Here is a 13,034-nt window from a genome sequence, read left to right on the forward strand (position 1 = left end):
CGCTGCCAAGCGCGTTCCGGTTCCATCCGCTCTTCTCTTAGGGGACACCATGAGTCTCGTCGAACTAAAAGTACCCGACATCGGCGACTTCTCCGATGTCGATGTCATCGAAGTCAATATTCAGCCCGGCGACGTCATCGAAAAGGAACAGGGCGTCATCACGCTCGAAACCGACAAGGCGACGATGGAAGTGCCCGCCGACGTGGCAGGCACCATCAAGGAAGTGAAGGTCAAGCAGGGCGACAAGGTTTCGCAGGGCTCGGTCATCGCGATGGTCGAAACCGAAGGCGCGGCGGCCGGATCGGGCGCGCCTGCCGGCGGCGCGCCGAAGGAAGCGTCGACGGCCCAGCCCGCTCCCGCTGCGCCCGCTGCTTCGGGCGGCGGCACGCAGGAGGTGAAGGTGCCGGATATCGGCGACTTCACGGACATTCCGATTATCGAAATCCACGTGAAGCCGGGCGATACGGTCGAAAAGGAACAGTCGCTCATCACGCTGGAATCCGACAAGGCGACGATGGACGTGCCTTCGCCCGCAGCCGGCACCGTGAAGGAACTGAAGGTGAAGGTGGGCGATAACGTCTCGGAAGGCACGCTCATCCTGACGCTCGAAGGCCAGGGCGGCGGCACGACCTACGTGCCGACGAACCCCGCGGCCGCCGCGCCGCAACCGGCCGAGAAGGCGACCGCCGCGCCCGCGCCGCAAGCGGGCAGCTATTCGGGCTCGGCCGATATCGAGTGCGAGATGCTCGTGCTCGGCGCCGGCCCCGGCGGCTATTCGGCGGCGTTCCGTTCCGCCGATCTCGGCATGAAGACCGTGCTCGTCGAACGTTATTCGACGCTCGGCGGCGTGTGCCTGAACGTGGGCTGCATTCCGTCGAAGGCGCTGCTGCACACCGCGCTCGTCATGGATGAAACACACGAGCTCGCCGAACACGGCATCAGCTTCGGCAAGCCGACCATCGACCTCGACAAGCTGCGCGGCTTCAAGGAAGGCGTCGTGAAGAAGCTGACGGGCGGACTCGCGGGCATGGCGAAGGCGCGCAAGGTGCAGGTGGTGACGGGCGTCGGCACGTTCGTCGATCCGCATCACATGGAAGTGCAGGGCGCGGACGGCAAGAAGGTCGTCAAGTTCCAGAAGGCGATCATCGCGGCGGGCTCGCAGGCGGTGAAGCTGCCGTTCTTCCCGGACGACCCGCGCGTGGTCGATTCCACCGGCGCGCTGGAGTTGCGTCAGTTGCCGAAGCGCATGCTGGTGGTGGGCGGCGGCATCATCGGTCTGGAAATGGCGACCGTCTATTCGACGCTCGGCGCAGAGATCGATGTCGTCGAAATGCTCGACGGCCTGATGATGGGCGCGGACCGCGATCTCGTGAAGGTGTGGGAGAAGTTCAACGCCAAGCGTTTCGCCAACGTCATGCTGAAGACGAAGACCACGAAGGCCGAAGCGAAAGAAGACGGCATCTACGTGACCTTCGAAGGCGAGAAGGCGCCGGCGGAGCCGCAACGCTACGACCTCGTGCTGTTGTCGGTCGGCCGCACGCCGAACGGCGGCAAGATCGGCGCGGACAAGGCGGGCGTCGCGGTGACGGAGCGCGGCTTCATCAACGTCGACAAGCAGATGCGCACCAACGTCGAGCACATCTTCGCAATCGGCGATCTCGTCGGCCAGCCGATGCTCGCGCACAAGGCCGTGCACGAGGGCCACGTCGCGGCGGAAGCGGCGCACGGCGAGAAGGCGTACTTCGACGCGATGCAGATTCCGTCGGTGGCGTACACCGATCCGGAAGTCGCGTGGGCAGGCAAGACCGAGGACCAGTGCAAGGCCGAAGGCATCAAGTACGGCAAAGCGGTGTTTCCGTGGGCCGCGTCGGGCCGCGCGATCGCCAATGGCCGCGACGAGGGCTTCACCAAGCTGATTTTCGACGAAGAAACCCATCGCGTGATCGGCGGCGGCATCGTCGGCCTTAACGCGGGCGATCTGATCAGCGAAGTGTGCCTCGCGATCGAAATGGGCGCGGATGCGACCGATATCGGCCGCACGATTCACCCGCACCCGACGCTCGGCGAGTCGATCGGCATGGCGGCCGAGCTTTACGAGGGCGTCTGTACGGACCTGCCGCCGCAGCGCAAGAAGTAAGGCAATCCGCGGTCAGATGTGAGAAAGGCGCGTTCCCTTGGCGGGAACGCGCCTTTTTATTTGGCGTGACGAGTCGTCGGGGCAAAGAAAAACCCGGCCGCAGCCGGGTTTTTCGTACAACGCTTACAGCACGAACAGTCGATTCGAACTTAGGCGACCGTCGGGCGCTTTGCAGCGCGGGCAGCTTGCTCGGTCGCTTGCGTGGCAGCCTTCGTCGCGGCCGTGGCGGCTGCGTTGAAGTTGCTCTCGGCGATTTCGACAGCTTGCTTCGTTGCCTTGTGAACCGTTTCGTACGTCGTGTTGGCGGCGGTGATAGCCGACTTCATCACGGCGACGGCCGTTTCGGAACCAGCGGGCGCGTTCTTCGCGACGTTGTCGACGAGTGCCTGCACCTTGCGGTTCTGCTCTTCGTATTGCGCTTCGGCAACACGGGCGAACTCGGCTTGCGTGGCCGACGCGATTTCATACAGGTGACGGCCGTACGACAGCACCTTCTCGGCAACCGGCTGCGTCAGGCTGGCTTGCAGCGCGAGCAGTTCTTGCGCGTCCTTCACGGACAGCGCGCGCTGGGCGTTTTCCTGGCCTTCGGCGAGCGTCGACTTGACGACTTGCAGGTTCAGCTCGACGAGCTTTTCCACGCCTTCGAACGCTTTGTTCGTCAGACCGAACAGCGTGTCGAAGTTGGCTTTCTGTGCAGCGGCGATTTGTTCGGGGGTCAGTAGGGTCATCTCAGGCTCCTGATTGCCGACCCATCATGGCGGGTCGTGGCTTGGTGGATGCAGCGAAGTGCTGCTAGTTGGTGCTACTTCTATTGGTGCGTCGCAACATGAAGCCCATTTTAGAGATATTCTTAGTGATGTCAAGCAGTTTTTGTGCATTGCACAATCGTTGCGAAGACGTTGTGAATCATGGACTTAAGTAATCGACGTTGGCACGGTGACCGGCGCTGCGGGAAACCCCTGCACCGCATCGGAACGCTCGGAGCGGTGCGTGAGCGACGCCGGTGCGCGCCACGCGTCGCGGCTGAATAGGACGATTCGTGCATCCGTCCTATTTTTAGGATGTCGCCGTACACCAAATTGTTGAAGAAACGTTAACATTTCGACTGTTGATCCGACGCGCATCCATTGGCGACGCCACCGCTGCGCCCATTCATCAGTCCAGCACTCAAGTTTCAGAAGAATTTGCCGATAACGCGTGAGTCGTGTCGTATAAAAGCGCGTTCTCAGCGGCATTCGGTCTGCAGAAAGCGATCGTTTTTTCCGATCGCGTTTCGCGATGTGTCAGAAACAAGCAATCAACGCTTACAACTCAGTTTAACGAGCGTCGATAAGTGCTTAATATTGCTTAAATTTCGCAGCTTCACTACACTTGGCGGTACTCTCAGCCGCCCAACAGAACACTAATGAAAACCGAAATGTTTTCGTCGCTAAAGGTGGTGCACGGCGTGGCATTGCGCTCAGCTTTGTCTTTCGCCGTATCACTGGCTGTAGCGACATCGTTTGCAGCGGCTCCGGCTGAAGCCCTCGCCAAATCCGCCACCGTCACCCATCACAAGAAGTCCGCTACCGAAGAAAAGACCGCTGGCCGCGCTCGCGTCGCGAAGGCGGGCAAGTCGGCGCGCGCCGCGAAAGTCGCCGCAGCCGGCGATGACGACGACGCGCCGAAGGTCTCGCGCAAGCATCGCGTGAACTACCGGATGGATCCGCACGCGCGCCGGTCTGCCGTGCATGCCGTGGCGTATCAGCCGCGCGCCACGTCGGTCGGTCAGGCGTTCGGCCTGCACGACACGGCGGATAGTCTCGCGCTGCGTTCGAGCGTGGCCTACGTGGTCGACCAGGACACGTCCGAGACGCTCTTCGACAAGAACTCGCGCGCCGTCGTGCCCATCGCGTCGATCACGAAGCTGATGACCGCCATGGTCGTGCTCGATTCGCACATGCCGCTCACCGACGAAATCACGGTGACGGACGAGGACCGCGATTACGAGAAGTACACGGGCTCGCGGCTTTCCGTCGGCTCGGTGCTGAATCGCGAAGACATGCTGCACATCGCGCTGATGGCGTCTGAAAACCGCGCCGCGGCCGCGCTGTCGCGCTACTACCCCGGCGGGCGTCCCGCGTTCATCGCGGCGATGAACGCGAAGGCGAAGTCGCTCGGCATGACCGACACGCACTTCGAGAATTCCACCGGACTCACGAGCCTCAACGTGTCGAGCGCGCGCGACCTCGTCAAGATGGTGAACGCGGCGTACCAGTATCCGCTAATCCGCAAGTTCTCCACGGACCGCAGCTACGACGTCTTCACCGGCAAGCGCACGCTCGCGTACAACAGCACGAACGCGCTGGTGCGCAACGCGTCGTGGGATATCGGCTTGCAGAAAACGGGCTTCATCAACGAAGCGGGCGAGTGCCTCGTGATGCAGGCGAACGTGCACGGGCGCCCTGTCATCATGGTGCTGCTCGATTCGTACGGGAAGTACTCGCGTTTTGCCGATGCAACGCGTCTGCGCACGTATCTCGATACGCTCGGCGAGCCGCGCATCATGAGCGCGGACATGGGCGGCGGCGCGAACCCGTGATCGCGTAAGCGCACTGAGCGGTCAGCGCAGTCAGCGGCCAAAGAAAAGCCGGATTCGTCGAGAGACGAATCCGGCTTTTTCGTTCGATCGCGCGATCAGCGCTGCGACTGATGCGCCTCGCCCGGTTGTTGCTCCTGATAGCCGAGCGACCGCGAAATCTCCAGCGCGGTATGGCTCAGTTGCTTGAGCCAGGCGTCCTGAAGCCGGTCGGCCGGCGCGGACAGCGACAGCCCCGCGACGAGCCGTCCGGTGTCGTCATAGATGCCTGCCGCGATGCAGCGCACGCCCAGTTCGAGTTCCTCGTTGTCGCGCGCGCACGATTGCTGCCGCACGAACGACAGCTCGCGTTCGAGCTTGGCGAGATCCGTGATGCTGTTCTGCGTGTGTCCCGACAGGCCCGTGCGCATTGCGTAGGCGCGCACGCGGGCGGCTTCGTCGGCGGCGAGAAAGAGCTTGCCGACCGACGTCAGATGCAGCGGCGCGCGCCCGCCGATCGCGCGAACCACCTGCATGCCCGAGCGCTCCGAATACGCACGCTCGATATACACGATCTCATCGCCCTGACGGACGGAGAGATTCACGGTCTGCCCCGTCTGACGGTGCAACTCGCGCATCGGCGACATGGCCGCTTCGCGCACGGAAAGCCGCGCTTTCACGAGATTGCCGAGTTCGAGCAGGCGCATGCCGAGCCGGTAGGTGCCAGGATCGGAGCGGTCGACCAGCCGGCACAGCACCATGTCGTTCAGGATGCGGTGCGCGGTGGAAGGGTGGAGCCCCGTGTTGTGCGAGAGTTCCTTCAGGCTGACCGGATCGGTATGATCGGCGAGGGCGTCCAACAGGCTCATCATGCGCTCGATGACCTGAATGGAGGTTTTTGATTCCGGGTTCGTATCGCTCATCGTTTGAATCGGTTGATGCGTCAAACAGCGGAAGATCGATTGTATCTCATAATGTGAAAAGACGGCGCATTCGGAAACAGCCGACCATCGCGGATAATGGCCGCGCTTTCGCATCCACTCAAACAAGGAAACGCCATGCGGGTCGGGTTATTCGTGACGTGTCTCATCGATATGATGCGGCCGGAGATCGGTTTTTCCGTGATCAAGCTGATCGAGCGCGCGGGCTTCGAGGTGAGCGTGCCGCCGGCGCAGACGTGCTGCGGTCAGCCTGCCTACAACTCCGGCGACCGCCGCCTCGCCCGCGATCTGGCCGAGAAAACCCTGCGCGAATTCGAGCAGTTCGACTACGTCGTGGTGCCGTCGGGGTCGTGCGGCGGCACCATCCGCGCGCACTACGGCGACCTGTTCCGCGACGATCCCGAACTCATGAACCGCTATTCGCGCTTGCAGCCGCGCGTGTTCGAACTGACCGATTTTCTCGTGACGGTCGCGAATGCGCGCATGGAATCGGGCGTCTTCGACGGCATCGTCACGTATCACGATGCCTGCTCGGGCTTGCGTGAACTCGGCGTGAAGTCGCAGCCGCGCGAACTGCTCGCGCAGGCCGGCGTGCCGGTGAAAGAGATGGCCGGCTGCGAGCATTGCTGCGGCTTCGGCGGCACCTTCGCGGTGAAGTACGGCGACATTTCGACCGCGATCGTCGACGAGAAATGCGCGAACATCAAGGCGAGCGGGGCGGAGGCGGTCGTGCTCGGCGACCTCGGCTGCATGCTCAACATCGAAGGCCGCCTGCGCCGCACCGGCGACACCACGACGCGCGTGCTGCATATCGCGCAGGTGCTCGCCGGCGACGCGCAGCGCCTCACCTGAGAGCCAGACACATGCAAGTACAGACGATGCACTTCAAGGCGCGCGCCGGCAGCAAGCTTGCCGACGAGCGGCTTCAGCGAAATCTCACCAAGCTCTCGACCAAGTTCGTCAGCGCGCGGGCGAGCGCCGTGCGCGACATCGACTTCGACGCGACGCGGGCGGCGCTCAAGGAACGGCGCAACCGTGCGCTCGAGAACCTCGACGTGTGGCTCGAAACCTTCGAGCGCGAGGCGACACGGCGCGGCGCGACGGTGCTCTACGCCGAATCGACGGCGGACGCGGCGCGTCTTGTCGCCGACATCGCGCGGGAGCATGGCGTGAAGAAGGTCATCAAGACGAAGTCGATGGTGTCCGAGGAGATGCAGCTCAACCGCGTGCTCGGCGAGATGGGCGTGCAGTCCATCGAGACGGATCTCGGCGAATATATCCTGCAGATCAACGACAACGAGCCGCCGAGCCACATCATCGCGCCGGTGGTGCACAAGGATAAGGACGAGATCGCCGACCTGTTCGCGAAGACGCACGGGCGGCCGCGGCAGACCGAGATACCCGCGATGACGCGCGAGGCGCGCGAAGTGCTGCGGCCGCATTTCATGACCGCGGACATGGGCGTGACGGGCGGCAACTTCCTGATCGCGGAGACGGGATCGGTCGCGGTCGTGACGAACGAAGGCAACGAAGGCATGTGCACCGTCATGCCGCGCGTGCACGTCGCGGTAACGGGCATCGAAAAGATTCTGCCGACGCTCGAAGATCTCGCCACGGCCCTGCGCTTGCTGCCGCGTTCGGCGACCGGCCAGACCATCTCGAACTATTTCTCGCTGCTGACCGGCCCGCGCGCGCCCGGCGAGACGGACGGGCCGGAGCATATGTATTTCGTGCTCGTCGACGGCGGGCGCACGGGACTCATCGGCGGCGACTTCCAGGAGATGCTGCGCTGCATTCGCTGCGGCGCGTGCATGAATCATTGCCCGGTCTATCAGAAGGTCGGGGGACACGCGTACGGCTGGGTGTATCCCGGGCCGATGGGGTCGGTGCTCACGCCGGCGTATGTGGGCATCGACAAGGCGCTGGACCTGCCGCAAGCCGCGACGCTCTGCGGCGAATGCAACAGCGTGTGCCCGGTGGGCATTCCGATCTCGGACCTGCTTCGGAAGTTGCGCGAAAAGCAGATGGAGCGGCGGCTGCGGCCGTGGACCGAACGCGCGGCGCTCGCGGCGTGGGGTTATCTGGCGATGCGGCCTGCTGCGTATGCGCTGCTGACCAAACTGATGGTGCGCGTGCTGGAACGCGCGGGCGGCAGCCGGAAGGCGATCTCGCGTTTGCCGTTCGGCGCGGGGTGGACCGCCACGCGCGATATGCCCGCGCCAGTCGGCCGCACGTTCCGCGAGCTGTATAAGGCGCAGCGGTCGCACATCGGCTAATCGATCGACTCATCGCACGAAAGAGAAGGCCGCGCCGGATCGCGTGAACCGGCGCGGCCTTTTCGATTTCGCGCTTGGTCAGTGCCCGCTAGCCGCCGATGCGCCCGAGGAAGCCGCGTTGATCGGCTGCGCCTCGACCGGGCTCGCCGTGGCCGCCCGCAGGCGCGGGTTGTGGCGGCCGTGGCCGCGCGCCGCCGACTGCCTGCGGCAACGGGCCACCGCCGCCGCCATGCGGAGCGCCGCCCGCCTGGGGATTGCCACCGCCGCCGTGCTGGGGCGGACCGCCGGCGGCCTGTCCCTCGTGACCCGGCGGCGGACCGCCGTGGTGGCGGCCGCCGTCGTTCCATCCGCGCGGAGGGGCGTGGCGCCAGCCGGGGCCGTCGTCCCAATAGCGTCCGGGGCCGCGGTAATAGCCGCCGCCGCCGTAGTAGCCGCCCTGAACCACGACGCCCGGCTGCACCACCGGGCCGCCGTATCCGTACGCGTCATAACCCGGATCGCCGTAGTACGGGGCGGGATAGCCGCCATACGCGGGACCGTCAGGATAGGCTGCGCAGCCGCCGAGCAGCAGCGCAGACGAGAAAACAAGCAATCCAGCGACTTTCATGACCGTTGAGCGTTTCGTTGCAAGCATGTTTCATGAGACATCAGCTTGACGCCAATGTCCCTAAGAACTTTGTAAGGTTTTATGACGGCCGTTGCACTTTTTCGTCGGGCGAAGCGTCGGGCCGGCGCCTTGCTTGTTGTCCTTCGCGCAACGGACTTTCGCTCATAGCCGGCTTTTTAAGAGATGGACGATTCCGTACCATTCGCAGCGTCGATAAGTGGGCGATCTGCCCGCTCCGGCATCCAATGAAGGTAGTCCCATGAGAAAGAAAATATCGACCTACTGGCCTCTCGCGGTGTTGTTGCTCGCCGCGCTGACCGTATGCATGCACGCGCAGGAGCGCGAGTCCGCCGCCGTGCGTCATAAGCAACCGGGCGTCGCGAGCGTGAGCGCCGAATTGGCCCGCGCGATTTCCTACGGTCTTGTCGAATCGGACGAAGCGGCGCCCGCTGTCGGCCCGGCTTCCCGCGCGCTCTGACCGCTCCGGCCACTCTGGCCGTCCACGCGGCGCACAAAAAATGGCGTCTTTCATGCGAAAGACGCCATTTGTGTTTTGAGCGATCGCGCGATAACGCCGCTTACTTCAGCACGCTGGCGACCGCGTTGGCGACGACATCGAGATTGCGCGTGTTCAGCGCAGCCACGCAGATGCGACCCGTGCTCACCGCGTAGATGCCGAACTCTTCGCGCAGGCGGTCGACCTGGGCGGCCGTCAGCCCCGAGTACGAGAACATGCCGCGCTGCTTGTCGACGAACGAGAAGTCACGGTCCACGCCAGCCGCCTTCAGGCGCTGCACGAGGCCGTTGCGCATCGCGCGAATGCGATCGCGCATCTCGCCGAGTTCCTGCTCCCACGTCGCACGCAGTTCGGGCGATGCCAGCACGGCCGCGACGATCGAGCCGCCGTGAGTCGGCGGGTTCGAATAGTTGGTGCGGATCACGCGCTTCAGTTGCGACAGCACGCGCGCCGATTCTTCCTTGCTCGCGGTGATGATGCTCAATGCGCCGACGCGCTCGCCGTACAGCGAGAACGACTTCGAGAACGACGACGACACGAACACGTTCAGTCCGGCCGCGGCGAACAGGCGCACGGCGGCGGCATCCGCCTCGATGCTCTCGCCGAAACCCTGATACGCAATATCGAGGAACGGCACGAGATTGCGCGCCTTCACCACGTCGACGACCTGCGCCCACTGCGCGTCGGTCAGATCGACGCCCGTCGGGTTATGGCAGCACGCGTGCAGCACGACGATCGTGCCCGCCGCATAGCCGTTGAGCGCGGCCAGCATGCCTTCGAAGTTCACGCCGTGCGTCGCGGCGTCGTAGTACGGATAGTTGACGACCTCGAAGCCCGCGCCTTCGAACAGCGCGCGATGGTTTTCCCAGCTCGGATCGCTGATCGCGACGATCGCGTTCGGGTTCATGCGCTTCAGAAAGTCCGCGCCGATCTTCAGCGCGCCCGTGCCGCCGAGCGCCTGCGCCGTGACGACGCGGCCGTCTGCGATCAGCGGCGATTCCTTGCCGAGCAAGAGCGACTGCACGGCGGCGTCATACGCGGCGATGCCGTCGATCGGCAGATAACCACGCGGCAGCGCAGCCTCGACGCGAGCTTTTTCCGCCTCGCGCACGGCGCGCAGCAGCGGAATCTTGCCTTCTTCATTCGTGTACACGCCGACGCCGAGATTGACTTTGGTCGGGCGCGGATCGGCGTTGAAGGCTTCGTTGAGGCCCAGAATCGGGTCGCGGGGGGCGAGTTCGACGGCAGAAAAAAGGGACATGATCTATCGGCAGTGTGGAAAGGACAGGCTGCGGCAAATGCGGACGGCGGTCGCGCGGCGACGAATGCGGCGCGTGGGCATCGACGGCGGTGCGCGGTTCAGAAAACGCTCGCGCGCCGTTCAGCCCAGTCGCACATTGTATCGAATCCGTCGCATCTTTTCGGCGCGCAGTGGCGAGAACGCGCGTGCTTTTTACCGGTTCGGCCGCAAGGCGCCCGGCGAGCGCCGAGAAAGCGCTTGAGATCGCCCGGACGAGCCCAATGTGCATTTTCATGCGCGTCATTCCGACGCCCTTTTCGCACCCGTCCGGGCGCAGCGCCAGTTTTGCGGCAGCCGCTAGAATAAGTGTTTGTCCCGGCGAAGACTCCGTTTCCCATGTCCGATACCCTCATCGAAGCGCCCGACGCACTAGACGAGTCGAAGTTCGTCACCTTCGACGGCTCGCCGTTTCAGCTCTATCAACCGTATCCGCCCGCCGGCGACCAGCCCGACGCCATCGCGACGCTCGTCGAAGGCGTCGAGGACGGCCTCTCGTTCCAGACGCTGCTCGGCGTCACGGGCTCCGGCAAGACCTTCACGATGGCCAACGTCATCGCGCGGCTCGGCCGGCCGGCCATCGTGTTCGCGCCGAACAAGACGCTCGCCGCGCAGTTGTATGCGGAATTCCGCGAGTTCTTCCCGCGCAACGCGGTCGAGTACTTCGTCTCGTACTACGACTATTACCAGCCGGAAGCGTACGTGCCGCAGCGCGATCTTTTCATCGAGAAAGATTCGTCGATCAACGAGCACATCGAACAGATGCGGCTCTCGGCCACCAAGAGCCTGTTGGAGCGGCGCGACGTGGTGATCGTGGCGACGGTGTCGGCGATCTACGGTATCGGCAATCCGTCCGAATATCACAAGATGATTTTGACGCTGCGCACGGGCGACAAGCTCGGCCAGCGCGACATCATCGCGCGGCTGATCGCGATGCAGTACAACCGCAACGAAGCCGACTTTCAGCGCGGCACGTTCCGCGTGCGCGGCGACACCATCGACATCTTCCCGGCGGAACACGCGGAAATGGCGGTCCGCGTCGAGCTGTTCGACGACGAGATCGAGGCGATGCAGCTCTTCGATCCGCTCACCGGCCGCGTGCGAAACAAGATTCCGCGCTTCACCGTGTATCCGTCGTCGCATTACGTGACGCCGCGCGACACCGTGATGCGCGCCATCGAGACGATCAAGGAAGAACTGCGCGACCGGCTGGAGTTCTTCCACCGCGAGGGCAAGCTCGTCGAGGCGCAGCGGCTCGAACAGCGCACGCGTTTCGACCTGGAAATGCTTCAGGAGCTCGGGTTCTGCAAGGGCATCGAGAACTATTCGCGGCACTTCTCGGGCGCCGCGCCCGGCGAGCCGCCGCCGACGCTCGTCGATTACTTGCCGCCCGACGCGCTGATGCTTTTGGACGAGTCGCACGTGCTGATCGGCCAGTTGAACGGCATGTACAACGGCGACCGCGCGCGCAAGGAGAATCTCGTCGATTACGGCTTCCGTATGCCGTCCGCGCTCGATAACCGGCCGCTCAAGTTCAACGAGTTCGAGCGCAAGATGCGTCAGGCGATCTTCGTCTCGGCGACGCCCGCCGACTACGAGCAGAAGAAGGCGGGGCAGGTCGCCGAACAGCTCGTGCGCCCGACGGGCCTCGTCGATCCGGAAATCGAAGTGCGGCCCGCGCGCTCGCAGGTGGACGACGTGCTTTCGGAGATCAACGCGCGCGTGGCCGCGCAGGAGCGCGTGCTCGTCACCGTGCTGACCAAGCGCATGGCGGAACAGCTGACCGAATTCCTCTCGGACCACGGCGTGAAGGTGCGCTATCTGCATAGCGACATCGACACGGTCGAGCGCGTCGAGATCATCCGCGATTTGCGGCTCGGCACCTTCGATGTGCTCGTCGGCATCAACTTGCTGCGCGAAGGGCTGGATATTCCGGAAGTGTCGCTCGTCGCGATTCTCGACGCCGACAAGGAAGGCTTCTTGCGCGCCGAGCGTTCGCTGATCCAGACCATCGGCCGCGCCGCGCGGAACGTGAACGGCAAGGCGATTCTCTATGCCGACAACATGACCGACTCGATGAAGCGCGCCATCGACGAAACCGAGCGGCGGCGCGCGAAGCAGATCGCGCATAACCAGGCGATGGGCATCACGCCGCGCGGCGTCGAGAAGCGCATCAAGGACATCATCGACGGCGTGTACAGCGCCGACGAAGCGCGCGCCGAGCTGAAGGAAGCGCAGGCGCGCGCCAAGTTCGAGGACATGAGCGAGAAGCAGATCGCGAAGGAAATCAAGCGCCTCGAAAAGCAGATGATGGATCACGCCAAGAACCTCGAATTCGAAAAGGCGGCGCAGACCCGCGACCAATTGGCGCTCCTGCGTCAGCGCGTGTTCGGCGCGAACGTGGGCGATCACGTGAGCGGAATCGGCGGCAAATGAGCGTCGGGGAAGGCGGCGAGGCTGGAATCGCCGCCTTCCATGACTATCGCGACCGTCCGTGAAAGCCGCCCGACAGCCGAAAACCCTTACCAGCATTAGTCTCATTCACTCCGTCAAATTGTTCGCCGCATCAAACGATGCTAAACTGACAAACATTGAGAATGGTTCGCATTAACGTTACGCCGCAGCCCGGCCGGGCACGGAAAAACGGCGATGCGGCCGTCTCGTGGCATGGCAGCGCGAAGCAACGCCGCACGCGCCGACCG

The 13,034-nt window shown here is 63.9% G+C and carries 10 protein-coding genes; 6 read left to right on the plus strand and 4 right to left on the minus strand.

Annotated features, from left to right (window positions below):
- Positions 1–49: 49 nt before the first annotated feature.
- Positions 50–2,137 carry a dihydrolipoyl dehydrogenase gene (gene lpdA, locus NCR34_RS05585; protein ID WP_250499222.1) on the plus strand — a complete coding sequence of 696 codons (2,088 nt, stop codon included), beginning with the start codon at positions 50–52 and terminating at the stop codon, positions 2,135–2,137.
- A 149-nt stretch (positions 2,138–2,286) separates the two neighbouring features.
- Here lpdA and NCR34_RS05590 read toward each other — a convergent pair whose 3' ends face one another.
- Positions 2,287–2,865, minus strand: coding sequence for a phasin family protein (locus NCR34_RS05590; RefSeq protein WP_175939991.1), 579 nt, complete (start codon positions 2,863–2,865; stop codon positions 2,287–2,289).
- Between the two features lie 677 nt (positions 2,866–3,542).
- On the opposite strand from NCR34_RS05590, the gene pbpG reads away from it, so the two are divergent.
- Positions 3,543–4,718 (plus strand): D-alanyl-D-alanine endopeptidase, encoded by a 1,176-nt coding sequence (pbpG, locus tag NCR34_RS05595; protein WP_250499223.1) that lies wholly within the window; start codon positions 3,543–3,545, stop codon positions 4,716–4,718.
- A 95-nt stretch (positions 4,719–4,813) separates the two neighbouring features.
- Here pbpG and NCR34_RS05600 read toward each other — a convergent pair whose 3' ends face one another.
- Positions 4,814–5,617, minus strand: a complete 804-nt coding sequence (locus NCR34_RS05600) for an IclR family transcriptional regulator (protein WP_250499224.1) — start codon at positions 5,615–5,617, stop codon at positions 4,814–4,816.
- 135 nt (positions 5,618–5,752) lie between these two features.
- On the opposite strand from NCR34_RS05600, the gene NCR34_RS05605 reads away from it, so the two are divergent.
- Positions 5,753–6,487 carry a (Fe-S)-binding protein gene (locus tag NCR34_RS05605; protein ID WP_250499225.1) on the plus strand — a complete coding sequence of 245 codons (735 nt, stop codon included), beginning with the start codon at positions 5,753–5,755 and terminating at the stop codon, positions 6,485–6,487.
- Positions 6,488–6,498: 11 nt separating this feature from the next.
- The gene (locus NCR34_RS05610; protein ID WP_250499226.1) at positions 6,499–7,911 is read left to right on the plus strand and encodes a lactate utilization protein B; all 1,413 of its coding nucleotides are present in this window, start codon (positions 6,499–6,501) and stop codon (positions 7,909–7,911) included.
- A gap of 88 nt (positions 7,912–7,999) precedes the next feature.
- Here the strand turns inward: NCR34_RS05610 and NCR34_RS05615 are convergent, their stop codons facing one another.
- Positions 8,000–8,518, minus strand: coding sequence for a hypothetical protein (locus NCR34_RS05615; protein ID WP_250499227.1), 519 nt, complete (start codon positions 8,516–8,518; stop codon positions 8,000–8,002).
- 259 nt (positions 8,519–8,777) lie between these two features.
- Between NCR34_RS05615 and NCR34_RS05620 the strand changes: the two genes are divergently transcribed.
- On the plus strand, positions 8,778–8,996 hold the full coding sequence (locus NCR34_RS05620; protein ID WP_175939997.1) for a hypothetical protein: 219 nt from the start codon (positions 8,778–8,780) through the stop codon (positions 8,994–8,996).
- 100 nt (positions 8,997–9,096) lie between these two features.
- Here the strand turns inward: NCR34_RS05620 and NCR34_RS05625 are convergent, their stop codons facing one another.
- Positions 9,097–10,296, minus strand: a complete 1,200-nt coding sequence (locus tag NCR34_RS05625; RefSeq protein ID WP_250499228.1) for an amino acid aminotransferase — start codon at positions 10,294–10,296, stop codon at positions 9,097–9,099.
- A gap of 375 nt (positions 10,297–10,671) precedes the next feature.
- Here NCR34_RS05625 and uvrB point away from each other — a divergent pair, with 375 nt between their 5' ends.
- Positions 10,672–12,768 carry an excinuclease ABC subunit UvrB gene (gene uvrB / locus NCR34_RS05630; protein ID WP_175939999.1) on the plus strand — a complete coding sequence of 699 codons (2,097 nt, stop codon included), beginning with the start codon at positions 10,672–10,674 and terminating at the stop codon, positions 12,766–12,768.
- Positions 12,769–13,034: the final 266 nt, after the last annotated feature.

The organism is Caballeronia sp. GAWG1-5s-s (assembly GCF_023631445.1).
Taxonomy (GTDB): domain Bacteria; phylum Pseudomonadota; class Gammaproteobacteria; order Burkholderiales; family Burkholderiaceae; genus Caballeronia.